This is a genomic window from Bradyrhizobium lupini (genome assembly GCF_040939785.1).
Taxonomy (GTDB): Bacteria; Pseudomonadota; Alphaproteobacteria; order Rhizobiales; family Xanthobacteraceae; genus Bradyrhizobium; species Bradyrhizobium canariense_D.
Map to the genome: position 1 here is coordinate 2,010,976 of NZ_CP162553.1, position 26,123 is coordinate 2,037,098.

Consider the following 26,123-nt stretch of genomic DNA (forward strand, 5'->3'; position numbering starts at 1 on the left):
CACCACACCGCTGCCCAAATCTCGCTATGGATTGGATGGATTGTGATCGCATCCGTTGATGCTCAATTAAGGATGCGCCATGTCGATCTTCCCAACTCAATCTTCCGCAAGGCAGGCGGTGAAGGTGCTGCATGTCGCGGAAACCATCCGGGGTGGGATAGCGAGCTACCTGAACGAATTGCATCCGCAGCAGCAAGCGAGCTTCGGCGCGGAGAACGTGCACTATGTTGTGCCATCGGATCATCGCCACGACCTCGTCGGAATCGATGACAGCCAGATCACGACCTTCGACAGATCGGGCCGCAGCATCGCCGGACTATTTCAGATGCTGCGGGCGAGCATGCAGGCGCTCGACGCCTTCAAACCCGACGTAATGCATCTCCATTCGTCGTTTGCCGGACTCGTTCTCAGGCCCGCGTTGGCGGCTCGTTCCGAAGGTCCTCGCGTCGTCTATTGCCCGCATGGCTGGGCGTTCTCGCGAGAGACCGGCCGCCTGAGCCATCTGGCGGCAAAAGCTGCAGAGACTCTTCTGGCCCGCACGTCGGATCGTATCATCTGCATTTCCGGCGATGAATTCAATGAAGCGGTCCGGGCGGGAATTCCGACCGACCGTCTGACCCTGGTGCACAATGGCATCTCCAAGAGCCGCCCACTGCCGTACGGCGCTGCGACAGATTGGACTTCAAAGAAGGCCAAGGTCCTTTTCATTGGCCGTCTTGATCGACAAAAGGGCTTCGACCTCCTGATCGAGGCCGCACGATCCCTCGAAGATGTCCTGGATGTTCGCATTGTCGGCGCCTCCGTGGTCAACAAGTTCGACGGAGCTGCGGTTCCCGCCAACGTCTCGCTGCTAGGCTGGCTGGATCGTCAGCAGATCGAGGCTCAGCTGGAGGCGGCCGATCTCGTCGTCATCCCGTCACGATGGGAGGCCTTCGGCCTCGTCGCTCTGGAAGCGATGCGCGCGGCCAAGCCCATCCTGGCCTTCCACAGCGGAGCGCTGCCTGAAATCGTCGTTGACGGCGTCACCGGCGTGCTTTGCGAACCTGTTGCGGTTCAACCTCTCATCGACGGCTTCCGACGGATGCTCGATCTGGATCTCAAGGTCCTGGGGCAACGCGGCTACGATCGCTTCAAGCAGTTTTATGACGTCCAGAAGACACACCGCCAATTGCATCAGGTCTATGTCGAACTCCTCGACGACAACAAGAGCGGAGTCGAGCAGAACGTGGCACTGCAATCGGACCTCTCGAAGCCTTTTTGAGGTGAGTTGCGGCAGGCGAGAAATGATGACGGGTATGATCCAGGCGATGGCAGGCCACCGCACCTTGGGTCGCAACAGGCTGCTCTGGATGGCGAGCCTCATCGCGTCTGTTTCTCTGTCTGTCCCGGCATGCGCTCAACAGGCTCAGACGCTTGAAAGCAGATTCCTGTTGGGTATCGGCACCCATCAGGGACTGGGAGGGCCGGTCAGTTCGCGAGGCTACGTGCCCTCCGTGAACGTCAGCCAGATCAAGCAACTGGGCTTTAACGCCTTCCGCGACGATTTTCCCTGGTCTGATTTCGAATTGCCGGGACGTCGGATGGGCTTCACGCCGCGGTTGGGCAGGCTCGACGCGCAGGTTCAGTCCGGCATCGCCCGGCCGCTCCTCATCCTTGCATTTGGTCATCACCTCGTGCCGAACTCGTCGCCTCCGACGACGGACGAAGCCCGGCAGCGGTTCGCGGACTATGCGGCAGCGGCCGCGCGATCGGTCGCGCCGCAGCGCCCGATCTTCGAACTCTGGAACGAGTGGAATCTGGCAGCCAAGAAGGACCCTTCATTCTCAGCCGACAACTACCTGGCCCTCGCGAAGGTCGCACGGCCCGCGGTCAAGCAGGCGGTGCCGAATGCACCTTTCGTCGTCGGCGCGATCGGCGACGATCCCGGTTGGACGTGGACGGAGAAGATGCTGCAAACCGGCATCCTTCAATACGCCGATGGCGCCTCGATTCATCTCTACAATTTCTGCATGGCGCCGGCGAAGCGCAATTCGGCCGAGATTATCGACCGGCTCACGGCGTTCCATCGACTGGTCGGCCAAGCGAGCGGCAATCCCGACTTCCCCATTTACGTGACCGAGACTGGCTGGACCACGGCTGCGAACAAATGTGGTGTCAGCGAGCAGGCTCAGGCCGATAACACGGCACAGCTCATCCTGTGGGCCTCGACAGCGGCGCGCTGGCTCAAGGGGATGTGGATCTATGAGCTCAAAAATAGTGGTCAGAATCCAGCCGAGCTGGAGGACAATTTTGGCCTCTACGGTTTCGACAATTCGCCCAAACCCGTAGCCTGCGCGGCGCGTGGCGCCTGGGCATTCGTCCGTTCCACTCTAACCGCCGAACGAAGAAGCCTTGCCAACGGGGTGATGTCGATCGGAGCATCCTCGACCACCGGCGGCAAGATCGCGGTCTGGTCCGAGGATCCGGATCGACGCTACGAGGTCCGGATCAGAGGCGATCTGCCAGGCGCGACTTTCGCGGCCCCCTGCGATGCAACTGCAAGGCCAGCCTCCGGGATCTGGCTGCCGGTTTCGAGCACGCCGGTCCTGATCGCCGCCAATAATGACGCCATTCCCGCACTGGATATACGGCCGGCACGGTAATCGGATCGGCACAAAGAGGTTGACGCGATGAAGATCCTTTTGACATCCACGCTTTATCCGACCCCGCAGGCACCAAAGATCGTCGGCGGAGCAGAGATCTTCGCGCGGAGATTTGCCGAGGGCCTGGCTCAGCGCGGCGACGAGGTCGAGGTGGTGCGCGCCGCATCCGCACCCGAGCAGGGCCGTGAATTATGCAACGGTATCAACGTCTATTCCGCACCGGTGCAAAACGTCTATGCGCCGTTCACGGAGCAAAAGAACGTCGTGAAACGAAGCATCTGGCATGCGATCGACGATTGGCAGATCCAGGCCCCGATGATCGCGGAGCGCATTCGCGCTTTCAAGCCGGACGTTCTGCATTCCAATAATTTATCGGGCCTGACCACGGCGATCTGGCGGGTAGCCGCCAAGCTCGGAGTTCCGGTCCTGCATACGCTTCATGATTATTATTTGACGTGTCCACGCTGTTCCCGCTTCGACAAGGGCCGCTCCTGCGAACACACCTGTACGAGCTGTGGGATCCTGACGTACCACCGCAAACGGGCGACGCATTGGCTCGATGCCGTGGTCGGCGTCAGCGAGCGCGTCCTCTCCATTCACACCGATATGGGCATGTTTGCCGAGACCCCAATCCGCACCGTCATCCGCAATGCCTCGACCGAGCCGCCGCGCTCACCCTACCCGCGGCCTGTCTGCACGACGGAAGTGACATTCGGCTTCATCGGACGGATCACCGAGGAGAAGGGCATCGACAATCTCATGCGAGCGCTGGCCATGCTGCCGCCCGATCGGATCCGGATGATGATTGCCGGCCGCTTGGGCGATCAGGAACAACAGCGCCTGAGAGCACTGGCGCCGCATGCACGGGTCGAGTTCATGGGATTCGTGTCTCCCGATGAATTCTACAGGCAAGTCGACGTCGTGGTCGCTCCGTCCATCTGGCACGATCCCGGCCCGCTCGTCGTCGCCGACGCCAAGGCGGCGGGCAGACCGCTGCTCGGTACGCACTTTGGCGGCATGCCGGAGGCGATCGAGCATGGCGTAACCGGGTGGTTGACCGAAGCAGATCCACAATCCCTGGCCACGAGCATGCGCGAAATCGCCGCGGACCCGCACAAGATCGACGAGATCAGCCGTCGGCTTATCGCCGACACGAACAAGTGGATCTTTTCCGACGTATTGTCGTCGTACAAGAACCTGTATGAACAACTGCGTCAGCGACGGATGTCGTCCGTGCGCCCGGCAATAGCCGGGGTACCACAAGCGCATGCGGTGGCAAAGAGTAGCTTCATTCCGAGATGACACGTCTCTTCGCGATCGCCGGCTACGTTTACCAAAGCGCAGCAGCGATCATCCTGATCTTTGTGATCAGTCACCTGCTGCCTGCCGCCGACTACACCAATTATTCTCTCGCAATGGCCTCGAGCCAGTTGCTCTGCGTCCTCATGTTCGAGTGGCTGCAGCTCGCGGGGCTGCGCTTTCTTGCGGCCGCCAAGGAGAGCGAGGCTGCTCGACTGAGATCGTCGCTCTTTGCGGCGGCCCTCATGAGCGCCGGCGCGCTCGTTGCGGTCGGGAGCTGCGCCTCCTTGATCAGCGGCCTCACGCCACGGCTGGTCGTCCTCGGCCTGAGCGTGGCCGTGCTTCAGGGCTCGACCGATTTGTACTTCTTGTCGGTACGACTGTCGAACCGGCTGGGAACCGCCTCCTGCCTTCTTGCCTTGCGTGCGACAGCGCTTTTGGGCGGGGCCGTCTCGGGCGGAATGATCTCAGGCACGGCCGAAGCGACGCTGCTCGGCATCGCATTGGGTCACCTGCTTGGGCTCCTTGCCGGTCTCATCGCATATCGCACGCCGCTGGATCGCGTGTCGCTGCGAACAATGCTGGCTGACTGGAAGGACTTCTCGCGTTACGGCATGCTTGCAGCCGGCGCGTCCGTGATCCATTTGTCCGTGCCGGTTCTGCTTCGTATCATCGTCGTCGGGCGACTCGGCGCCACAGGAGCCGGTGCAGGATTTTCCATTGCGCTCGACCTGCTGCAACGTCCCTTCTGGGTCCTCAATGCGGCGATCCACACCGTGAGTTATCCTGAAGTGGTCAATGATTTCGAGCACGGGAGCGCCACGACGTCGAGACAATCGGCGCGGCACATGTTCGAGTTCATGATCTGCACGACCCTGGTCCTGCTGGGCGGGCTTGTCGCCTTCATTCCGGACGCGGCCCGCATCCTGGTCCCGCGGGAGAGCGTCGAGGGCTTCCTGGCGACAGGGCCGGCGGTCGCTGCTTTCTACTTCCTCCATACCCACCTGCAGGCGACGATCGCGGTCGTTCCCCACCTGGAAAAGCTCGCGACCAGGCTCGCCCTCGTTGCTGCCGGGCAGCTTGCAATGGTTGCGGCGTTCTCCCTGGTTGCCGTCTGGGCCGGCCTGTCACCCCAAGCGGCAGTCACCTGCGCCTCGATCGCCACGCTCGCGGCGATCTTGGCCGGGCTTGGCCCTACCCTCAGGTTCGATGCGTTCCCGCGCTGGCCCTTGGTGCTTCAGGCGCTCGCAGCCGCCATTCTGATCGGATCGCTCAGTCATGCGCCGAGCGAACCGGCGGCGTGGCTTGCTGGAAAGATCGTCATCGCCGCAATCGCCACGGCGGCGGTCGGCTGGCGCGGAAACTTTCTCCTCCTGGCTCGCCCGAGCTGATCTGTCGACCGGTCTCTTGCAAACCTTCTTTGGAGCTAGATGCGCCCTTGACGCTCTGCCCGCGTCCGCGAAGTTCCTACCGTGGAACTCTCTACTTCGCTTCAAAATGCGGCGAAGTGACTGACAACCAGTACGAGAAATGAGTGATTTGCTCGTGCTGGCAAAATTCTACCAGCGCATCGGGTCGACCTGACAGTTTCACCGCTCCGCGCCCCAAGTCACATGCATCATTGAAGCGCGACATGCGCATAGATTCAGCAGTGAAACCTTGCGAATTCTTGGAAGCGCCATGTTGAGGTCATGCTGCGTCGGCACGACATCGTTATTGTCTTGAATCAGAGTCGAGCTGTTCCTGCGAGGAACTGCTGATCGCTCTCGATTTGTAGCTCCGATTTTTATCTGAAATTCACACTCGATCGAGAAGGTTGAACGCAAATCCCTGCGAGCAATTTCGTTCGCGTAGAAACTCGAGTGTGAAATGTCGTCAGATCAAACCGTCCTCTCCGCAAGCGGCTTCATCAACTCCATCGGCGTCAACACGCATGCCGGCTTCGGGTGGACCGACTACAATAACCTCGCATTGATGGTCGATGACCTGAAGTATCTTGGCGTCACCCATTTGCGCGACGCGATGGGAACCAGCCCCGCCGCACAACCGGTCGTTGAAGGGCTCGCGGCTGCCGGCTACAAATTCGACTTCCTGGTGTCGTCCGCCCTGCCCCAGCTGGGCACCGCCGGCCTCCAGAAGTATATCGTGTCGCTCGAGAAGTTCGTGGCGAGCCATCCAGGCAGCATCAGCGCCATCGAGGGGCTCAACGAGGCCAATCACCAGCCCTTCAGCTACAATGGCAGCTCGAGCCTTAGCGCCGCGGCCCAGTTCCAAAGCGCGCTCTATCAGGCGGTCAAGGCAGACGGCACGCTTTCCAGCATTCCCGTCATCAATTTGTCGCTCGCCTACAACGATCCCCAAGGCTACAGCCAGCTCGGCAACATGTCGGGCTCGGTCGATTTCGCCAATGCGCATGCCTATGTCAGCACCAGCTTGACGACCAGCAGCTCACTTGCTGCCACCTTGAGCGCCGTCTCGACCGCCGCGCCGGGAAAGCCCATCGTGATTACGGAGACCGGCTACACCACCCAAGCCAACACCCAATATCTCGGCGTCGACGAGACGGTGCAAGCCAAGTCGATCTTGAACACCCTGGTGGATGCCTACAAGGCTGGCGTGAGTGCGACCTATCTCTACGAGATGTTCGATCGCGACTCGTCCGCCAGCAACACCAATCCTGAAGCCAACTTCGGTCTATTCAACTCCGACGGAACGCCGAAGCTCGCCGCGACGGCAATTCACAACCTGACGAGCATTCTGGCCGATGACGGCAAAGGCGGCCTGCAGCCGACTAATCCATTGAACTACACCCTCAGCAACATGCCGGCCTCGGGCAACAGCATGGTGCTCGGCAAAAGCAATGGCGCCTACGAGCTTGTCGTTTGGGCGGAGCCGAAGCTCTGGAATGATGCGGCCGATGCCGAGATCTCCAATCCGACCCAGACGGTCACGGTGAACCTGGGCGGCGTGCATCATTCGGTCAAGGTATACGACACGCTGACCGGGACCACCGCGATCGCGAGCTACACGGACGTCAGCACCATTACGATTCCGGTCAGCGATCACCCGCTGATCATCGAGATCGACGCGCCTGCGACCACCCCGATTCCGCCGGACACCCGAACCAGTGTCAGCGGTACGGCTGCCGAGATCGTGCCGCAACTGTCCGACCTGAGTACGTCGACGGCGCTTCAAGCCATTACGCTCACCGACTCGCATGTCCTGCCCGTCGCTTCGAAAGCGACGATGGACTCTATGATCGCGCATTACGGCAATGCGCTGTCCAAGATCCAGGGCGGCCATTCCTTCTCGATCACGAACTCGGCCGCGACCTGGAGCAGCACGAAAACCTATGATGCCAGCGGCAACCTCCTGTCGAAAGCGGACACCGGCCTGAACGCAAGCGGACTGCCCACTTCGACCACGATCGTCTACACCGACGGGTCCAAAGACGCGATCGGCTACACCGGCGGCGTAAAGACCACCTCCGTCCATTTCGCTACCGACGGAACCAAGACCACCGACACCTACAACACCACCGGCACGCTTCTCAGCGAAGTCGTGCAAAAACCGGACGGCTATTATTCGACGGCCATCTACACCAACGGCGTGAAGACCACGGTCTATGTCAAGAACGCCGACCACACCCAGGACAACTATACCTACAACATCAAGGGGCAGAGCTACACGAGCCAAGTCCAGCACCTGGATTCAACCGGCAAGGTCACGTCCGTGGTCCGCAGCCATGCGGACGGCTCGCTCGATTCGACACAGGTCTACAACAGCGACGGCAGTCGCGTGATCACCACCTATAGCGCCACGGGGGTCAAGCTGGTCGAGACCGACTACCATGCCGATCGCAGCAAGGACGTCTGGACCTACAACATCAAGGGCCAGAACTACGCGACCGAGCACGACGTTTACGATACGACCGGCTTTCTCACGACCCTGACGCGCCTCCACACCGATGGCAGCCTGGCGTTCAAGCTGGTGCAAACGACCGACGGCACCAAGACGACCGATTGGTACAATGCCGCCGGCAGCCTCACCAGCGAAGTCGTCCAAAAGGCCAACGGTTTCAGCTCGACGACGCTCTACAGCAACGGCGTCAAAACCAACGCCTATGTCAAGAATGCCGACGGCAGCCAGGACAATTACGCCTATGGCATCACCGGCCAGAGCTACAGCACACTTATCCAGCACGTCGATCCCTCCGGCAAGGTCACGGCCGTGACCCGCAAGCATGCCGACGGCACGCTCGACTATACGCAGGTCATCAACAACGACGGTAGCAGCGTCGTCACCAACTATGACTCAGCGGGAAAGCGGACGAAGGAAACCGACTATAACGCCGATGGCAGCAAGGATATCTGGCTTCTCAACATAACCGGCCAGACCTACACGACCGAGCACGACATCTACGATGCGGCGGGCTTCCTCACCTCGCTCGTTCGCACGCACGCCGATGGCAGCCTGGCTTTCAAACTGCAGCAGGGCAGCGACGGCACCAAGGTCTCGGACTGGTACGACGCCAGCGGCATCCTCACCAGTGAGGTCCTGGAGAAGACGAGCGGCTACAGCGCAACGACGATCTACACCAACGGCGTCAAGACCGCGGCCTACATCACCAATGCGGACCAGAGCCACGACAATTACAGCTACAATATAACAGGTCAGAGCTATACCACGCAGTACCAGCACCTCGACCCCTCCGGTGTCACGACCGAAGTGGTCCGCACGCATGCCGACGGGTCGCTCGACTACAGCCAGGTCGTCAATAGCGACGGCAGCAGCGTGGTGAGCAACTACAATGCCTCCGGCGTCAAGATGATGGAGACCGATTACCACGCCAACGGTTCGAAGGACGTCTTCCAGTTCAATATCGTGGGCCAGACCTACACGAACGAGCACGACAGCTACGATCCGACCGGCTTCCTCACTAACATCGTGCGCACCCACGCCGATAGCAGCCTCGCCTTCACGCTTGTCCAGAGCTCAGACGGGACCAAAACCTCGGATTGGTACGACGCCAAGGGCGTTCTGACCAGCGAGGTGACGACGAAGATCGACGGCTATAGCTCCACGACCGCCTACACCAACGGCGTCAAGACCGCCGCGTATATAACCAACGCCGATGGCACGTCGGACAATTGGAGCTACAACATCAAGGGGCAGTCTTACACCACGCAGCATCAGCATCTCGATGCCTCCGGGCATATCGTCGAGCTTACCCGGACCCATGCCGATGGCACGCTGGACTATACCCAGGTCATCAACAACGACGGCAGCAAGCTGACCGACATCTACGACGGCTCCGGTTCCAAGACCCAGGAGATCGCCAACAACGCCGACGGTTCGAAGGACGTGTTCCTGTTCAACTTCAACGGACAGGCCGGCACGACGCAGCACGAAAACTACAATTCAGCCAATGCACTCCAGTTCTTCGACGACACCAAAACCGACGGCACACACAACGTCACGGCGGTTGCGAGCGGCGTGACGATCCAGGGCGGGGCCGGCAACGACCTGTTCTCGGCGGCGCCGAGCTCGACCACGATCGTCTACGATCACGGCCAAGACCAGATCGTCAACTTCCAGGCCGGCAACGCCGCCACTCACGACGTGATCGAGATCTCGAAGCTCCTCGCCCAGGACTATAGCCATCTGCAAATCACGCAGTCTGGCGCGAACGCCCTGGTCACGCTTTCGGCCAGCGACTCGATCCTCCTGAAGAACGTCAACGTCGCCAGCCTGACCAGCCACGATTTCCTGTTCGTCTGACCACGGCGAACATCTCAGGCGCCGGGACTAGCTCAGGCAAGTTCCGGCGCCGTTCAATAATTAGGCGGCTGCCTTGTCGCGAGGCATAAGCCGCATAACGGCTATTCCGCCTGCCGTCGAACGCGGCCCAGCGAACTTGCGTCACAATTCACCGCTAAGCAGCAGGTAGCGTCACGCAAGGAATTCGACACACGATGGAAGCCAATGAAGCCAGACGGTTCGTCGTTCTCGACTTCTATCGTTTCGTTGCCGCTCTCGGCGTCTTCATTTTCCACCTGAAGATCATCGACAGCGGCATCGCACCGGTCTGGAACGGATCTTATGGCCTTTTCGTGGACATGTTCTTCATCTTGTCCGGGTTCGTGATCTCCTATTCCTATCCGTCTGACGCGCGTGGTCTCAAGGCATATGCCCGGTTCATGATCCGCCGCATTGCGCGGATCTATCCGCTGCATCTTCTGACTTTACTCGTGTTCGTATTGCTGATCGGATTCGGTCTGGACCGATCGGCGAGGTCGACGCCGCTGGACTTCCTGTACAACCTCGTGCTGCTTCAAGCCTGGGGCGTTACCGATCATTTGAGCTTCAACTCTCCGTCCTGGTCGATCAGCGCGGAATTCTTCTGCTATCTGATCTTTCCGCTGCTTATGCTGCTTGCACGCAAGGTCCATCCGCTGGTGCTGGCCGCCATCGTCGCGGCGCTCTATCTGGTCCTGGCCCACGGCCATCTGCCGATCTGGCAAGAACGATCGCAGATGTATGGAGCCAATTACGACTACGGGATGCTCCGTGCGCTGCCGAGCTTCCTGAATGGAATCCTGCTCGCCATATTGTTCAGGTTGTCGCATCCGTATCGGCAGAAGCCAGTCGTCTTCGCCGGCGTCGCCCTGTTCGGGATCTCCGTGCTTGTCCTGAACATCTTCGCCAAGCCGGATCTGGCCATCATTCTGTTCTCCTGCGCGATCCTGCTCACCGCCGTCGGGGAGAGCGCCTTCGTGCAAATTCCCGGCAGCCGCCTCCTCGGGCGGCTCGGCAACACTTCATATTCGATCTACATGCTGCACGACGCCGTCCTCATCGCCGTATTCAAGCCGTTGTGGGCGTCGCTTGGTCTGCGTCCGGATCAATTTGGCCTCTTTGCTCTCGCGTGCTGCGCGATCCTGACCATCATCGCCGATCGCACCTATGCCTATTTCGAGAACCCGGCGCGGCGGCTGATCAATCGTGGGGCCGACATCGGATTTGGATCGCCGCGCAAAGTGCAATCGTCCGCCAAGACGCCTGCCACCAACAAGACGTCTGTCACCAAGACGTCCGTGCGTTTCGACGAGACGGAGCAGGCCGCCAACTGACGTCCGCCCGCTCCCTCAGGCGACCTTACCGTCGGACACCGCGTCAACCGACATCAAACCATCGCCCCGCAGCGGAGCGATGTTGGCGCGCGACAGCTCCATGACTGCCGGCAGCATATTGCGGACCTGCGCGCCAGCCGTCTTGTAGGCGCCGAGGAACCTCAGCAGAAACTTCTCGAGATTGTCTCCCGCGAGCAGTTGCTCAGGTGAGAGAAGAAGCGATTCGCTCACACCGAAATGAGCGAACAGGCCCTGGAACTTGTCCTGGTATGTGATCGCCGCAACCGGCGTTCCCTGTCCGAGAGCCGCAATCGCAAGATGCATGCGGCCGGTGACGACGCCGTCCACCAGACCGACGACTGCCTTGATCTCGCTCGCTGACAGCACGTGCTCGACATGATGAACATGGTTGCCCAGCGCTGCGCTCAGGCGACCGGCCAGCGGTCGAAGGCAATTGTCGTCGGCGATCTCCGGACGATAGTCGTGCGCGAGCAACACCCAGCTCGCGTTATGCTCTCGAGACATGCGCTCGATTGCGCTCGCCGCGAGTTCGATCATTCGCCGTAGCTTGGCCGGCTCGGATTTCCTGAACAACATCGGGTGGATATTGAAGACAAAGACGTCGCGTCCCTGCCTGCGCTGCTCCGCAATCGCGGCCGCAATCTGCTTCACAGCCGCGGTCTCCGCCTGTGGCACCAGCATGAATGCGGAATCAGCGACGAGGTGCGCACGATTCGGGGCGAACTCTTTGAAGCGCTGAAGAGATAGTGCATCGCGCAAATTCAAGACCACGCCGGGATCGAGCAGCCGAAACACCTCGCGCAATGCCTTGGCCGGACGGGAGTTGAAGCTGAATCCGAGCACGCTGACCTTGGCGCCGCACCCTGCCATGAGATCGGCGACGAGCAGCATGCGAGCGGCGTCCACGGGGGAATAGTAGCCGTCCAGCACGTCTGCCCCCAGAACCATTCCGAAATCCGGCCTGGTGAGAGAAAGCTCCTGCGCCACCGTCATATAGGAAAACGGCTGCCTCCAAAATTCGAGCGGCTTGAACCCCATTGCGCGCACTTCCGCGCTTGCCGCTTTGGTGGCGGTGACAATGTAGACCTCGATGTTCGGATGGGCCTGCTTCATCTCGCCGACGGCCGCCTCGATCATGGCCTCATCGCCGCGCGACTGATGAATGCTCCAGGGGTCGGACGGGAGCAGGACGAGCCGGCGCGGGTTGTTGCGCGGCGCGGCACTGCCGCCGATAGCCTTCCTGGCGATCTGCCACCTGCGCAACTCGAGCAGATCGACCGCAATGGGCGTGTTCTTCGCGCTGTTGAGCCAGCCTCGGAGATGCTTGCGAACGGGTACCGGAATCAATTGCTTCACGACGTCTTCCTCGTCTTCATCAGGCGGTCGCACCACGCTTCACGACGAAAGCGATCAGGGAGAACAGCTGCTTTCGCCAGAACAGCAAGATGCTCATCAGATAGGTCGCCCCGAAACATGACGAGAGCAGTCCTATCCGCAAATAGGGATTCATGTCCGGGGTCGCTTCGCGGCATAGCGCAACTGCGCCATAAGCCAGAAGGATGGCGCAAAGACAGCCTGCGACGGGCCGCAGAAACTGGTTCCAGCTCAGGCCCAGCAGCCTGAGCGCCAGCGCGAACGTCACGGGCGTCACCACGAGCTGCGCGACAGCGAAGATGGTGGCCAGCTGACCAATGTCGTGCGACGGCAGCAGGAACATTGCGGGTACCACCGTGGCGAATTTGAGAATGTTCAGCAGGAAGACGTAGTTGGGCTTGCCCATGGCGCCAAAATAGGCGCTGTTCACGAACTGCACCGTCTGAATCGCGCCGATGAGCATCAGCGGCCTCATCACGGCTTCGCTGCCGGCCCATTTTGAGCCGAACAGCAGCAGGGAGAACTCCGGCGCGATCGCCGCCAGGAGCACAAAGACCGGAGAGCCAATCAATGCTCCGAGGCTCACGCTTCGCAGATAGGCGTCGGCAATACGGTGACGCTCATGCGCGATCTTGGACAGTGCGCTCAGCGCGACGTCCATGACCGCCTGTGTCAGCAACTGCATCAGGATAATGTAGACCCGCGCGCCCACCGTGTAGATGCCCAAGGCCGCGACGCCATAAAGCGACAGGATGATCATGTCGATCGTACGCACGATGGCGAAGTCCAGCAGCCTGTTCGACACGACGTGGACGCTGTAGCCGGAGAGTTCGCGCAAGCTCTTCAGATCGTAGCCGCGCATCGGGAGCCATCTGGGCTGGCTCCAGAGCCACAGGCCGCTGACCGCGCTCTGAACGACCACCTGGATCACGAGACTGAGGGCACCGAACCCGGCATAGGCACAGGCGATCCCGACCACTCCGGAGATCGCGGTCGCCACCATGGTCCTGAGCGCAAGCACACGAAAATCCATCTGGCGCTTGTAGAGCGCCTCCTGGAACAGCGTGGCGGTACCGATCGGAAGCGAGAGGCTCGCAGCCGTCAAGAGCGGCGCAAGTCCCTTCACGTCGAGCCAACGCTCGATATCGGTCGCCAGCAGGGCGATGAGAACGGCAAGGAGGACCGATGCCGCCAGTGAGCAGAAAAATGGCAGTGTCACGTCCGCAGGCTCGAGCGTGCGTCGCTGGATCAACGCGTCACCGAACCCGAATTCGGAAATGGAGCTCAGGAGCAGCAGGATGAAGCCAACCAGCGCGGCAAGACCGAAATCCGCAGGATTGAGCAGCCGCGCCAATATCAAGAACAGAACAAATGACAGCGCACGGCCGCCCCAGTTCTGCGCCAGCGACCACAACAACGCGACCACGACCTGATGTTGTTTGCCCGGAGTGACGTTCATCAAAAAATCGACCCAATTCCGACAGATCCAATCACAATCGCCCGCTAGACAAACAGGGAATCGATGACCGCGCGTGACGTCGCCCTTTTCCACTCCGTCCCGATGGCGGCAGCAATCGCGCAGCAGTACGACGACGTTATGGCAATCAGATGAGCACCATCTATCATCCGATTTAGCGTGGAAGTGAGTTCAAATCGTGGACTACACTCCAACCGGCTCAGCGATGTGATGCAAAATGGATGCCTTGATGAATTCGCCTACCACCGCCTTCAATCGCAACTCCAGGCGCTTGCGCGTGGCGATCTACGCGCCGCATTTTGCAGAATATTCCTACCGGCTCGCGTCCGGCTTGGCGCGCCATTGCGATGTTCGCCTCGTCCTCAACCGCAAGGATGCGAACCAGCAGTGGGAACTGGCCGATATCGCGGTGACGACACCCTTCAACACAAGGATCCGCGATTTGAGCCTGCGCCGCGCCGGCGCCATCGGCATTCCAGCTTCATTCATGGACATAATTTCGTTTCGTCCAGACGTGGTTCATTGTCACGAAGTTCCGGAAGTCTACACATCCAAGCTGATCCAGTTCCTGCGTCCGCTTGGAATCCGGCTGGTGCTGACCGTTCACGACGCAATTCCTCATTCGGAAGGCGGATCGGGCACCTCTCCGCGCGAGGACGGCTGGCGCGCGCGCATGCGCGCGGCAGCGTCAGTCGTCACGACGCACGGCGAGAGCTGCATTGCAGATTTCCGCCATGCGACGCCGGACTTTAATGGAGAAATCGTCTCTAGCATGCACGGCGTGCTCATGGTGCCCCCGACGCGCGCCGCGGCCATCGAACCCGAATCTGCACGAATCCTGTTTTTTGGGCGGATGTGGGCTTACAAGGGGTTGGACATCTTCATCGATGCGATCGACCTGCTGGACCGGCGCGGCGTGGCGCACGAAGCGATCGTCGCGGGCCGCGGTCCCGAGATGACGCGGCTCGGCGCGCGCATGGAGGCCATGCCGACGGTCAAAACGATCGATGCCTATATCTCGCCCGAGGATACGGGACAATTATTTCAGTCTGCGACCGTGGTCGCCCTGCCCTATAAGGATGCGACGCAGAGCGGCGTGCTGGCGTCTGCTTACGGGAATTCCCGTCCCGTCGTCGCCAGCGCCACCGGTGGCATTCCTGACGTCGTGACAGACGGCGTGAACGGGCTTCTGGTCCCGCCTGGTAATGCTGCCGCCTTGGCCGATGCGCTCGAACGCGTCCTGACCTCGAAATCGCTTACCGCGACATTGACCGACGGTGCACGGCAGACAGCGGCGGGCCAGTTGAACTGGGATCGCATCGCCGATGGCCTGTTGCCATCCTACCGCAAGCTTGCCGGCCGTACCGTGAGCTGATCGTGACTTATATTGCGATCTTCTAGGCGGACTGTTCCATCTTGCTCAATGACCGAAAGAACATGCCGCGGACCGCGCCATCCAACAATCGTCTCAGCCTCACCTCGATCAGCTCGTAGGTGATCGCGCTTGCAACCAGCGACATCAACGATCCCAGCACGATGAATGCTGCCCACAGCAGCCAGCGGTCGACACCGACAGCGACGAGCTTGAGCCCGATCACCTGTAACGGAAACAGGACGAACGGGTGCACGAGATAAAGGCTGTAACTTATCTTGCCGACATACTGCAGGGCCGGCGTGCTGAGCGCCCTGGCGAGACCGGAGTCCGGGGCCAGCACCATGGCGAACAGCAAAAGGCCCGGAATAAGACCTACGAACGGGTGAAACAGCACCAGGCTCGCGTACATGGCGACCCCGCACGTCAGGCCCGCCATCAAGCCAAGAGGTCCCGGAATGGAGATGCGCCAACCCGTGGCGCTGAGAAGCATGCCAATGCAGAAGAACGCCGTGATCGGCCAATGCAGGAGACAGGCCACGCCCAGCAAGATCAGGGGCGCCGCCAGCATTCTCCCTCCGATGCGCCACACCGAGAATGTCAGCGCGAACCAGATGTAGAACGCCCATTCGTAAGTCAAGGTCCAGGCATTCTGCTGAGCGATGGGCAAGCCGAGAGCGTCCTGCACGAAGAACAGATTGGCCGTGAAGATCGCGAGATAACCGGTCAGATCGATCCCGCGGAAGAATTTGTAGCCCACGATCGGGCCAATCACGAACAACGCGAGATGCAGCACGACGAACACCGGCATGATGCGCAGGACACGGTCGAGGAAGAACCTTGGCAGCGAGCCGTGCCGCACCAGACTGGCCGGGATCAGGAAGCCGCTGATCATGAAAAACAGCTCGACACCGTGGCCGCCGACATTGATCACCGATTGCAGCCAGAGCCAGAGCGGCGGCAGGAAGCCCGGATCCGGAATGTCGTACACGCCTCCCTTTGGCATGTCGTAGAAGTGATCCATCAGCACGCTCAGCGCCGCAATGCCACGAAGTCCCTGGACGGAGGGAACGAAAGATCCGTCGTATCCGGCATTCGGCTGGCGCGTTTTTTCGATCACTCAGCTGCCCCTTGCGCGCTGAGTGCCGGCTCGAGAACGACCGCCCTCCTGCGCTTCGACCGGAACCTTTGGCCGAACGAGATGCTGGGCTTCTCGATGAACGCATATGTCGACCAGCTGACCAGAATTGACAATGCTGCGACCAGCGCGGCGAAAGCGGCCCATCCCAGCGGTCCATCACCGAGCCAGACGAGGCGATGGATCCAGACGATCACGAACGGCGACATCAAATAGACGGAATAGCTGATGGTTCCCACGAACGCCATCGGGCGCCAGGCCATCCTCTCACCGAACGCCGCAAACGCGATGAAGACGAGCGCTGCGCAGACATAAGCCGACCCGATCGAATAGCTGTAGAAGAAGTTCTCCTGATAGACGCCGCCGAACCGCCTCTCCGCCAGCGTGATGGCAAAGATCGCATAGAACACCGTACAAACGGCGACGTGCGGCCATCGCAGCTTTCCGCCGATGACGGTGTCGCGGATGACCTTGCCCAGGAACATCGCCGAAAGGTTCAGCCCAACCTCCATCAGCGACGACACCGTCCTGCTTTCGATCAGAAGTGCTGCGGCGGTCCCGACCAGCGCCGCAGCAATGACAATCGCAACTGCAGTAAAGCGCCGGTTCAGCAATCCCATCGCGAAAAGAATGGTGCATCCGACATAGAACAGGAGCTCGATCGCCAACGTCCAGTAGAAGATCCAGAGGTTCGGGATGTTCACGAAAGTCTGCAGCATCGTCACGTTCGCGATGACCTGCGACAACGGGTAGGCATTGGCCTCCAGCACCTGCATCGTGACGAGCCCGATCACCATCGACGTCCAGTACGCCGGGTAGAGCCGAAAGAAGCGGCTGATCGTGAAATCGCGCACAGGAGTAGCACTGTCCGGAAAACTGAACGGGATGACGAATCCGCTGACGAAGAAGAACAGCACGACTCCGAACCGGCCGAAGTTCATGTAGTAGCCGATCGCATCGTGGAAGACCCAATAATAGGCGCCGGTGGGGTGCTTCTGGACGATCACCTCGAACACGTGCTGGAACAGCACCGCCAACACGGCAATGCCGCGCAGCGTATCGATGAATGCAAGCCGTCTATGCATCGTTTGTCTCACCTGCTCCCACGCGCTGCCGTCCCTGGCATATCTACGCCGAGACCCTCCAATGAGCGGATCGGCCGCGGCAATTCTATCGGAACGGTATCGGCTGCCCGCGCGGAGGTCGCCCGCCGGGAGAATACTTCGCTGAAGCTCAATGCGATGATCAGGAGCCCTGATGCCGGCCCATAGTTCAAGACCGTGATGGTAAACAGGTTGACCACGAAGAGCAGCGTCAGCTTGTAGACGTCGGTCGCTCCGAAGTTGGCCCGGAACACCATCACCATGAATGCGACGAACGGAAGCCCGAACATCAGGTATGTTCCGATGTAGAAGTTGTCGACCGGTACCCAGTACGCCGCGAGCGGCGAGAAAAGCTTCTGCGGATAGTTGAAGCAACCCGCGCCGCAGCCGGTTACCAGACCGATCGGCATCAGCTGGCTCATGTAGACGAACGGCAGCTGCCAGCTGTTATTGATGCGGTCGAGAATGCTGAACAAGGTCGAGTGCGGCACTGCTGCGGTGCCCGATGCGACCACGATCATGAAGAACGGAACGAGGATCGCAGCGAACGACCACAACGCGATCGCGCGGATCGCGGGGAAACGCGACTTCTCCGGCAGCATTCGCACGATCACCAGCAGCACCAGGTACAGCACGAGAACGATCATGGTCGTCTTGCTGGTGGTCAGACGAATGACGTAAACCGCCAGGGAGCCGTACAGAAGGCACCAGAGCGTGCTCTTGCGGATCGACGTGATCGCAAACGACACGAGGATGAAGAATGCGGCCATGGTATTGTCGGCGGCAAAGCCCATCAGGCGCTGATCGTCACCGCCATAGGCCCACCATAGCCGGCCCGCCTCACGCACGGCGCCAAAGGATTCATATTTGTAGCCGACCCAGGGCATGAGGTAGAACTTGGTCAACAACACGCCGATGACGGAGAGATAGAAGGTCACGGCGATAATCGACAGCAGCTTTCGGTAGGAACCCAGGCTCGAATCGCAGAAACAGAATCCGACAAACACCGGCAGCATCATCTTGAAAGCCGAGATCGCGGCGGTCGCAGTGCCCATCATGAAGTAGCCGAGCACCAGCGACAGCATGATCTGCGCGAACACCAGGAGCGCCAGGGTGCTGCGATTGCGCAAAATGCAATGCACGAAGAACTGGGCCAGACACAGCAGCGCGACGCCGTCGGGCAGGTACCAGAGCGTGTCCAGATGAAAGATGCTGGTGTAGTAGCGGATCACGCCGCCGAAGGCGTCTCGGACCAGATAAACCCCGAGCGCGATCGCCTCGATGTTGAGGCTGACCAGCGTGATCTGCGGGCGCTGCAGCGCAAGGGCCGTCATGCTCGCCTCAATTCGTCAGCCGCGCCGATGCCGCCGGAGATGGCGAAAAATCGGGCCGGCTTCCAAGGGCATTCCGAAGCAGCTTACCGCCAAGACTCTCGATGTAGAGATAGCTGAAGTTCGAAACTACCAGCACAGCGGCCAGGGAGATCACGAGATTCAGCGTCGCCGGCAGCCCCGTCCAGATCGAATCGAGCGCCGCGATCGGCCGTGGCCCAAGTGCCCGCACGAAATACTCCGCGAAGAGCACCACGAGCGCATGCACCATATAGATGGAGTAGGATCTGCGCCCCAGCCACACCAGCGGCCGCGCCACCAGAATCTTCGGCACCAGCAACGCATCCGGAAACGCCAGCAGCGTGCCAAGGAAGGCTGCGAAAACAAGCGGCGCCAGGAAGGTGGTCGCCGGATTGGTCTCTGCGAGGCTGACCAGGACGATACTGGCAATCATGGCGATCAACTGCAGCCCTCCCTGCACGGCAGGGCTCGGCTTGCCTGGCAGCCGACGAACGATCCTGACGGTCAAGACACCGAGGAAGAAGCTCACAAAACAGCGAAGAATGCCGAAATCGGTCTGGAGTCCCAGACTCCTCTTGTCGAGCACGAAGACGATCACGACAAGACTTGCGACCGCGACGAGCCCGGAGACGGCGTAGAACCACGACAGCGAACGCATGCGCTGGGCCAGCAGGACGATCAGGCCGAACACCAGGTAGGTGTAGAATTCGACACTTATGCTCCAGCTCGGAGCGTTCCAGCTGAGATAGTCGATCAGTCCCACCGAATGCAGGAGAAAGACGTTGAGCAGGAAGGAATAGGCATTGTTCACCTCAAAGGCGGTCGGCGCGGCAACCACGACGCCTGCGGCGACCAAGCCGATACGCAGGAGGCGGAACAGCAGGTTTGCGATCAGCATGACGATGTGAAGCGGATAGACCCGCGCCAAACGCCGCACCATGAATTCGCGCAGCGAGAAGCGTCCGAAGTCGCCCTCGACGTAGCTCAACGACATCACGATGCCACTGAGAACGAAGAACAAGTCGACCAATAGCCACGCGCTTCTGAAGAACGAGCAATTGATCCACGCATTGTGTGGGAATGCCGCGAGAAAGGTCGGCATCAGCAGGAGATGGTGGATCACCACAGATGTCGCGGCGATACCCCGGATGCTGTCGAGCGGCAGGACATGCGCTTTCTCACGATGAACCAACTCCGTCACATCGACATTCCGTAGCTGTTGCACCGCAGCAGTCTGTATCAGGTCTTTGCGTGCTTTCAATCATCACGATCGGGGATTCGCGTATGACGCATGACGACCGGCGATAAATTCAACGCTCTCTGTCATTCGAACATGCGCGCGACAACTTTGCGCCATTTTTGCTGATCGAGGAGCATCGGGACGAACGAACTGACTCGCCGGGGCATGGTCGCGAGCATTTGCGAACAAAGTATGCGCGAAACCCGGCGGTGTTGCGATTTAGCCTGTACAGAAGATGTTTCTTGATCCAGGCGTATCCACGCGCTGCTCGCTGGAAAATTTTCTTGTGTCAATTTCGCGACAAGATTTTTTGCGACCGCCTCATAAATCTTCAAACTGCAAAAATCGCAGGCGCCATTGTGCCGATCTCGCAGGCATTGCAAATCGTACTTGCACAACCGACGAAAGGTAAGGCACTGATGTAGCAATCGATGGCAAGCGCGACCGAATGAAACCCGCTTTTGCATCGCACAAAAATTGACACAGTTGGCTGCCACTCTTCGCGTGTACTGGTTTGCAGCAACGACGAAGGGACACGGATGAGCTGCGAAGTGACGCGTCGTACGAAGCCGAGATGGCAACCCATCATCTTGACGGGATTTGCTCTGATCGCATCGGGCGTCGGTCCGACCCGCGCTCAATGCGTCGGATTCTCGGACCGCGCCTCACAAACCGAACTCGACGCCTTCGTGAAGGCGCCGTCTTCGCTTCTGGAACGGCTACGCAACGACAAAGAGAAGCTGAGGGCTCGCCTTTCTTCATATATCGCGACCAATCCATCGGTGTTGCCGTCGGTGCAGACGCTCATTTCCGAATCGGCTTCCCCCGACCGCTCGACCATCGGCGCGGCGCTGCGGCTCGCAGAAGCGCTGTGCACGTCAACGAAACCGGACGCTGCGCGCAAGATTAGGGATTTCACGCAGCGAGTCGGTGACCTCGCCGTGCAGGCGGGCTATTCCGCGGCGGGAGAAGATGGCTCCAGCGCCCAATTGCAGCCGAGAGACAACAAGCCGACGCAGCCTCGGGGCGGAGCGCTGTTGGAAGGCGAATGGAAGACCAAACTGGCCAATCCATTCAAACCTGTTCCCCTCCCGAATTGATCCTGACCATTAAGGCAGCGAATTTCAGATGTATCAGCCTAGAGAACACTTCCAATCGGGACACCGGTTTGGCATCGAGTTTGGCGGCGCGGTCCTCAGCTTTGACCGTGTCACTGATGTCCTTCGTCGGCAATGGCCGCTGATCGCTGCGGCAGTTGGCGCTTCGCTGGCTCTGGTCATCGTCTATCTGGTTCTGGCAAAGCCGATGTATACGGCAAACGCCCGTATCATGATGGACACCCGGCAAACCCAGGTTCTGGACAAGGACAGCGGGACCAACAGCGCTCTGATCGACACTGGCTATGTCGACAGCCAGGTCGAAGTCATCAATTCTGACGATCTTATCCTGTCAATCGTTCGCCGCCTGCGGCTCACCGAGGATCCGGAATTCAACGGATCCAATCCAGGACTTCTCGCCGTCGTTACCGGCAAGATCATGTCAGTGTTCGAATCCGGCGAACCGCCCACACAGGAGCGGATCGAACATGCCGTGGTCGAATCGATTCAAAAGAGTCTGAGGGTTGAGCGCGTCCTGACCACATACGTCTTGTCGCTCAATTATCGCGCACACAGCCCGGACAAGGCAGTCAAGATCGTAAATGCGATCGCCGATGCCTACATCGTGGGTGCACTGGAAGCAAAATACCAGTCCACTAAACGGGCGACCGAATGGCTCCAGCAGCGGAGCGTCGAGCTCAGCGAGCAGGCGACGGCCAGCGACCGCGCGGTGCAAACCTTCAAGGCAGAGCACAATATCGTCGGAACCAGCCGCGGCCTCATGTCCGAGCAGCAATTGTCGGACTTGAATACACAGCTGGTTCAGGCGCGGGCGGCCACGGCCGAAGCCAAGGCGCGCCTCGATCGGATCGAAGCGATTTCCGACCAAGACCTCGCCCAACCCACCGTGACTGACGCCCTTAACAACTCGGTCATTACGCGCCTGCGCGCCCAGTACCTCGATTTACAGGCCCAATATGCCGATTGGTCAAGGCGTTACGGCAAGACCCATCTTGCAGCGGTCAATTTGGCCAACAAGATGGAGGAACTGCGCAAGAATATCGCCGATGAGCTTCATCGGATTGGGGACGCTTATCGCAGCGACTACGAGATCGCAAAAAGCCGAGAGGCTTCTCTCGATAAGAACGTGAAAGAGCTGGTCGCCCAGGCGGGTCACACCGGCCAGGCAGAAGTCAAGCTGCGCGATCTCGAAAGCGCGGCCGACACCTATCGCAATCTCTACAACAACTTCCTGGAGAAGCTGCAAAGCGCCACCCAAAATCAGAGCTTCCCGCTCAGCGAGGCACGCCTGATCAGCACCGCGACCAAGCCTGATCGCAAAAGCTCGCCGCGGACGGTTTTGGCCCTGGTGGGAGGCTTGGTCGGCGGCCTCTGCCTCGGCTTCGGCGCCGCCTTTGCGCGCGAGCTCCTCAACGACGTCTTGCGGACCCCCGGAGAGGTCGAGGACGAACTCGGCGTGAAGTGTCTTGGCGTTCTCCCAGATATTCGCCCGCCGACAAAGACGCGCGCGTTGCTTTCGGCATCCGCGAAAGCCGACGAAGCGGGACTATCCCGCTATGTCGTCGATCATCCGTTCTCGCGGTTTGCGGAAACGTTGCGCAACATCAAGGTCTCAATCGACGTTGCGCGCATGACCCGAGAGATCAAGGTCATCGGCATTGTATCGTCGCTGCCAAAGGAAGGAAAAACGACAGTCGCGGCCAATTTCGCTCAGTTGATTGCCATGACAGGTCACCGCACCATCCTCATCGACGGCGACCTGCATACGCGCTCACTCACACGGGAACTCGCGCCGAACGCCAACAGCGGACTGGTCGAGGCCCTCAGTGATCCCACGGGCTTCAGCTATCACGTGCAACGAAGCAAGGAGACCGGTCTCGATTTCCTGCCGTCCATCGTTGCTTCGCGCATGGTCAATTCGGCCGACGTCATCGCATCGAGGCCAATGGCCGACCTGCTCGCGATGCTCCGGGAACACTACGAATATATCATTATCGATCTTGCGCCTGTGATGCCGGTGGCGGACTCAAAAGCGTTCAGCGTCCTCATCGATGCAATGGTCTATGTGATCGAATGGGGAGCAACCACGCGAGCTGCGCTTCAAGAATCAATTTCGGGGTCGGAGATCCTTCAGAAGAAGCTGCTGGGTGCTGTCCTCAATCGCGCCAACCCGAAGATGCTTGGACGCATCGAGGCGTATAAGGGTAAGCACCGCAACAGCTATTACGTCGAACATTCCTAGAGCGAGGGGCGCAGCAAGCCGCACAGTCCGCGGCTGCGCCCCTAGCGCAGGCCCCGACCTGCTGACGGCCGCCGCGGAGCCTTCCGAAGAGACTGCAGGGACCCACTTTTCGGTCCCATCGTCTGCAGGAGCCGACCGAAACGGGCCGTCGGAAATTCGCAGCCGTGGGGCGGGACGCCAGGCGGGGCGAAGATGCGTCAGCGGGGCTCTATTTGAGTTCCGGGGCCGCGACGACGTGGGAACCAACCCGCCAAGTGACCCTATCGTCGGGCTCCGATACGCGCCCAATCCCCGTATTCATCCGGAATCCACAAATGCCGATCTCTGCCATAGCCCAAGGCATGGATTGACGACGGCGATCCGGACGAAAGATAGTAGATAGTGACGTGTTGCCTGCACAAACCTGCCCCCGGCACGAAGGGCTGTTGATCGTGACCGCAACCTGGACTGCCGAATCTTTGAGCACCTTTCCTTCCGAGGTTCAGGGGGCTAACGTGCGCTCATACTCTTCGCATTTTTTCGGCAGGTTCGGATGGTGATTGCTCTTATTGTCCTGAGCATCTGGGTGTTGCTCAATATTCTTTTCGTGTTGATCGTGGTTCCCCCGCGTAAGGCCCGCCGGGAATCCCGACCGCTGGCGACCACTCTCGCGCCTGCCCCGCTCGATCCGAATCGCCGAGAGCTCGAGCATGACGAGCCTTTTTCGCTTCGTCACGTCGTTGCCTCAGTCGCCATGGGAGCGTTCTTCGTCCTTGTGCCGCCAATGCTTGCGCTACGGGACGCCGTCCTTCGTCTCTTCAAGAAGACCCCCGGCAACGGAAGCTGACGGCCGATAAGTGCCGCCGCCCCCTAGGCGGCTCCTACTAATAGGCCTCCTGGAACAGCACCGTCGAGGCCGTACGCGCCATAATCTTCAGATCCAGCCAGATACTCCAATTGCTGACGTACCAGACGTCATATTCCACCCTTTTTTCCATCAAGTCGATCGTCGGGGTTTCTCCCCGGAAGCCGTTGACCTGAGCCCAGCCTGTCAGGCCCGGCTTCATGTGGTGGCGGTAAACGTATTTGCTGATGAGTTCGTCGTAGTAATTGTCATGGGCGAGCGCATGCGGGCGCGGCCCGACCAGGGACATGTCGCCGCGCAAGACATTCCAAAGCTGCGGCAACTCGTCGATGCTTGTCATGCGAAGGAAACGCCCGATCTTGGTGACCCGAGCATCCCGTTTGGTGGCCTGGGTAATCGTCTGGCCGTCCTCGCAGACCGTCATGGTCCGAAATTTCCATATCTCGAACGGCTTGCCGTTGAACCCTCGGCGCGACTGGCGGAAGATGGCAGCTCCCGGCGATCCGAGCTTGATCAGAACGGCGACTGTCAGCAGCAGCGGTGCAAGTATGACGAGCGCCAACAAGGCCACCCCTACATCAAGACAGCGCTTTTGGAAACGCTCGAAAACACTGAGCGGCGGCCGCTGAATCTCGACCGCTACGGTCCCGCTGACTGGCAGGAATGGGCGCGACACGAGGTCGGCGATTGAATCATCCGGCAGAAGGCGTACCGGTTGGGGCACCGCGCGCAGGAAGGGCCCGATCTTTCGGAGCATCGGCAATTCGTTCCAATCGATCGCTAGAAGATATTCGTCGACGTCCGCCTGGCGCGATTGCCGAATGACATCGCGAATCTGTCGCTCCCAATGGCCGTCGCCGCTGTCGATCCCAAGCACGAAATGACGCATGACGTCGAAACCGTTTCTGCGCAAATCCTTGAAGCGGCTTGAGGTGAAATCGAGCGGCTTCAGGCTCAACAGGATCACCTTGCGATCGACCAAGCGGCTTCTGGCATAGTTTGTCGCGAGTACGAACTGCCAGAGAAAACGCAGACTGATCAATCCGGCGCCGCCGATTGCAGCAAAAATGATCACTGTGCCGCGAGACAGATTGTCCGTGGATTTGAGCAGAAATGCCGCCATAGCGAGGATCGTCAGCGACGCCAACCAGATGAAGACGGCCTTGCGCAGCTGCCAGACCAGATTCAGCAAGCGGTGCGTGGCGTAGACGTCCTGGGAATATGCGACCGCGACGAACACAACGCCGACAATCAATCCTGCCCCCATCGACGCGCCATCGCCAGTGGAGGCAAGCGCGACATTATAGAGCGCCGCCCCTGCACCATAACTGAGCAGGATCAGCAGCAGGTCGGCAGCGATGATGACGATCTGAAAAGGCCGCTGAAGAGCCGTGCCGCGCGTTGACGACAGTGCACCAGCGCCTTCAGAACCATAAGTTGCAACAGCCATTCGAACCTCTGCTATCGAGAATGCTTGACGCTGATCCGTGATGCTGAAGATCCGTCACTTCCCCGAACGCAAACTGTGAAGTGATCACAGCGATATTGTGGCGCTGCACGCGAAACTTTTGCGATGCATGAATGCATCGCGTTTTGTTGAGAGGTCATGGGGCGCGGAAGACCTGCGTCACAGTGCTGACACACGATCGAAACTCGCTGCCCTATTTTGAATCAAGTTCCGCGTCGAATTCGCTGGGGCGCCTGCGTGAAGCGATAGCAGCTCATCTTTGATGCGCCTGTTGCCCACATTGAGTGACTCCGCAAGCGA

The 26,123-nt window shown here is 59.8% G+C and carries 18 protein-coding genes; 11 read left to right on the plus strand and 7 right to left on the minus strand.

From position 1 onward, the window contains the following. The first annotated feature begins 79 nt into the window (after nucleotides 1-79). The 6 genes from AB3L03_RS09775 (at nucleotide 80) to AB3L03_RS09800 (ending at nucleotide 11,074) form a co-directional block, all read left to right on the plus strand. Nucleotides 80-1,261, plus strand: coding sequence for a glycosyltransferase (locus AB3L03_RS09775; protein WP_210350951.1), 1,182 nt, complete (start codon nucleotides 80-82; stop codon nucleotides 1,259-1,261). A 34-nt stretch (nucleotides 1,262-1,295) separates the two neighbouring features. Beyond that, nucleotides 1,296-2,642 carry a glycoside hydrolase family 5 protein gene (locus tag AB3L03_RS09780; RefSeq protein WP_231188823.1) on the plus strand — a complete coding sequence of 449 codons (1,347 nt, stop codon included), beginning with the start codon at nucleotides 1,296-1,298 and terminating at the stop codon, nucleotides 2,640-2,642. A gap of 27 nt (nucleotides 2,643-2,669) precedes the next feature. Further along, nucleotides 2,670-3,944: a glycosyltransferase family 4 protein gene (locus AB3L03_RS09785; RefSeq protein ID WP_018458846.1), complete on the plus strand. Its 1,275-nt coding sequence runs from the start codon at nucleotides 2,670-2,672 to the stop codon at nucleotides 3,942-3,944. Then, nucleotides 3,941-5,332 (plus strand): hypothetical protein, encoded by a 1,392-nt coding sequence (locus tag AB3L03_RS09790; RefSeq protein WP_204513790.1) that lies wholly within the window; start codon nucleotides 3,941-3,943, stop codon nucleotides 5,330-5,332. Before AB3L03_RS09785 ends, AB3L03_RS09790 begins: the two co-directional genes overlap by 4 nt. 478 nt (nucleotides 5,333-5,810) lie before the next feature. After that, nucleotides 5,811-9,722, plus strand: a complete 3,912-nt coding sequence (locus AB3L03_RS09795) for an RHS repeat protein (RefSeq protein WP_368508479.1) — start codon at nucleotides 5,811-5,813, stop codon at nucleotides 9,720-9,722. Between the two features lie 194 nt (nucleotides 9,723-9,916). Then, entirely contained in the window at nucleotides 9,917-11,074 is a 1,158-nt protein-coding gene (locus AB3L03_RS09800; protein ID WP_368508480.1) for an acyltransferase family protein, read from the plus strand. A gap of 15 nt (nucleotides 11,075-11,089) precedes the next feature. On the opposite strand, the gene AB3L03_RS09805 is transcribed toward AB3L03_RS09800, so the two are convergent. Both AB3L03_RS09805 and AB3L03_RS09810 read right to left on the minus strand, forming a co-directional pair. Further along, nucleotides 11,090-12,451 carry a polysaccharide pyruvyl transferase family protein gene (locus AB3L03_RS09805; protein ID WP_368508481.1) on the minus strand — a complete coding sequence of 454 codons (1,362 nt, stop codon included), beginning with the start codon at nucleotides 12,449-12,451 and terminating at the stop codon, nucleotides 11,090-11,092. Nucleotides 12,452-12,470: 19 nt separating this feature from the next. Further along, complete coding sequence (locus AB3L03_RS09810; protein ID WP_368508482.1) at nucleotides 12,471-13,928, minus strand: lipopolysaccharide biosynthesis protein; 1,458 nt, start codon at nucleotides 13,926-13,928, stop codon at nucleotides 12,471-12,473. A 295-nt stretch (nucleotides 13,929-14,223) separates the two neighbouring features. Here AB3L03_RS09810 and AB3L03_RS09815 point away from each other — a divergent pair, with 295 nt between their 5' ends. Further along, the gene (locus AB3L03_RS09815; protein ID WP_368508483.1) at nucleotides 14,224-15,321 is read left to right on the plus strand and encodes a glycosyltransferase family 4 protein; all 1,098 of its coding nucleotides are present in this window, start codon (nucleotides 14,224-14,226) and stop codon (nucleotides 15,319-15,321) included. Nucleotides 15,322-15,343: 22 nt separating this feature from the next. Here the strand turns inward: AB3L03_RS09815 and AB3L03_RS09820 are convergent, their stop codons facing one another. From AB3L03_RS09820 to AB3L03_RS09835, 4 genes are read right to left on the minus strand one after another with little or no spacing between them, the layout of a single operon-like run. Beyond that, a complete protein-coding gene (locus AB3L03_RS09820) occupies nucleotides 15,344-16,438 on the minus strand; it encodes an acyltransferase (protein WP_085349971.1) in 1,095 nt (364 codons plus the stop codon). Continuing rightward, nucleotides 16,435-17,541, minus strand: a complete 1,107-nt coding sequence (locus AB3L03_RS09825; RefSeq protein ID WP_085349972.1) for an acyltransferase — start codon at nucleotides 17,539-17,541, stop codon at nucleotides 16,435-16,437. The genes AB3L03_RS09820 and AB3L03_RS09825 overlap by 4 nt, the downstream gene beginning before the upstream one ends. Nucleotides 17,542-17,549: 8 nt before the next feature. Continuing rightward, on the minus strand, nucleotides 17,550-18,893 hold the full coding sequence (locus AB3L03_RS09830; RefSeq protein ID WP_018458856.1) for a hypothetical protein: 1,344 nt from the start codon (nucleotides 18,891-18,893) through the stop codon (nucleotides 17,550-17,552). Nucleotides 18,894-18,900: 7 nt separating this feature from the next. Further along, nucleotides 18,901-20,112 carry an acyltransferase family protein gene (locus tag AB3L03_RS09835; protein WP_368508484.1) on the minus strand — a complete coding sequence of 404 codons (1,212 nt, stop codon included), beginning with the start codon at nucleotides 20,110-20,112 and terminating at the stop codon, nucleotides 18,901-18,903. 281 nt (nucleotides 20,113-20,393) lie between these two features. Here AB3L03_RS09835 and AB3L03_RS09840 point away from each other — a divergent pair, with 281 nt between their 5' ends. The 4 genes from AB3L03_RS09840 to AB3L03_RS09855 all read left to right on the plus strand — a co-directional run bounded on the left by AB3L03_RS09840 (nucleotide 20,394) and on the right by AB3L03_RS09855 (nucleotide 24,337). Then, the gene (locus tag AB3L03_RS09840) at nucleotides 20,394-20,576 is read left to right on the plus strand and encodes a hypothetical protein (RefSeq protein WP_204513784.1); all 183 of its coding nucleotides are present in this window, start codon (nucleotides 20,394-20,396) and stop codon (nucleotides 20,574-20,576) included. A 114-nt stretch (nucleotides 20,577-20,690) separates the two neighbouring features. Continuing rightward, nucleotides 20,691-21,251 carry a hypothetical protein gene (locus AB3L03_RS09845; RefSeq protein WP_231188831.1) on the plus strand — a complete coding sequence of 187 codons (561 nt, stop codon included), beginning with the start codon at nucleotides 20,691-20,693 and terminating at the stop codon, nucleotides 21,249-21,251. Between the two features lie 28 nt (nucleotides 21,252-21,279). Then, the gene (locus tag AB3L03_RS09850; protein WP_018458860.1) at nucleotides 21,280-23,511 is read left to right on the plus strand and encodes an AAA family ATPase; all 2,232 of its coding nucleotides are present in this window, start codon (nucleotides 21,280-21,282) and stop codon (nucleotides 23,509-23,511) included. A 532-nt stretch (nucleotides 23,512-24,043) separates the two neighbouring features. After that, a complete protein-coding gene (locus AB3L03_RS09855) occupies nucleotides 24,044-24,337 on the plus strand; it encodes a hypothetical protein (RefSeq protein WP_204513783.1) in 294 nt (97 codons plus the stop codon). A gap of 37 nt (nucleotides 24,338-24,374) precedes the next feature. Here the strand turns inward: AB3L03_RS09855 and AB3L03_RS09860 are convergent, their stop codons facing one another. Beyond that, a complete protein-coding gene (locus tag AB3L03_RS09860; RefSeq protein WP_246776154.1) occupies nucleotides 24,375-25,805 on the minus strand; it encodes an undecaprenyl-phosphate glucose phosphotransferase in 1,431 nt (476 codons plus the stop codon). Nucleotides 25,806-26,123: the final 318 nt, after the last annotated feature.

Bases quoted from the DNA above. Each gene is read 5' to 3' on its own strand.
- AB3L03_RS09775 (WP_210350951.1), top strand. From the start codon at position 80: ATGTCGATCTTCCCAACTCAATCTTCCGCAAGGCAGGCGGTGAAGGTG.
- AB3L03_RS09780 (WP_231188823.1), top strand. From the start codon at position 1,296: ATGATCCAGGCGATGGCAGGCCACCGCACCTTGGGTCGCAACAGGCTG.
- AB3L03_RS09785 (WP_018458846.1), top strand. From the start codon at position 2,670: ATGAAGATCCTTTTGACATCCACGCTTTATCCGACCCCGCAGGCACCA.
- AB3L03_RS09790 (WP_204513790.1), top strand. From the start codon at position 3,941: ATGACACGTCTCTTCGCGATCGCCGGCTACGTTTACCAAAGCGCAGCA.
- AB3L03_RS09795 (WP_368508479.1), top strand. From the start codon at position 5,811: ATGTCGTCAGATCAAACCGTCCTCTCCGCAAGCGGCTTCATCAACTCC.
- AB3L03_RS09800 (WP_368508480.1), top strand. From the start codon at position 9,917: ATGGAAGCCAATGAAGCCAGACGGTTCGTCGTTCTCGACTTCTATCGT.
- AB3L03_RS09810 (WP_368508482.1), bottom strand. From the start codon at position 13,928: ATGAACGTCACTCCGGGCAAACAACATCAGGTCGTGGTCGCGTTGTTG.
- AB3L03_RS09825 (WP_085349972.1), bottom strand. From the start codon at position 17,541: ATGCATAGACGGCTTGCATTCATCGATACGCTGCGCGGCATTGCCGTG.
- AB3L03_RS09830 (WP_018458856.1), bottom strand. From the start codon at position 18,893: ATGACGGCCCTTGCGCTGCAGCGCCCGCAGATCACGCTGGTCAGCCTC.
- AB3L03_RS09845 (WP_231188831.1), top strand. From the start codon at position 20,691: ATGAGCTGCGAAGTGACGCGTCGTACGAAGCCGAGATGGCAACCCATC.
- AB3L03_RS09850 (WP_018458860.1), top strand. From the start codon at position 21,280: ATGTATCAGCCTAGAGAACACTTCCAATCGGGACACCGGTTTGGCATC.
- AB3L03_RS09855 (WP_204513783.1), top strand. From the start codon at position 24,044: ATGGTGATTGCTCTTATTGTCCTGAGCATCTGGGTGTTGCTCAATATT.
- AB3L03_RS09860 (WP_246776154.1), bottom strand. From the start codon at position 25,805: ATGGCTGTTGCAACTTATGGTTCTGAAGGCGCTGGTGCACTGTCGTCA.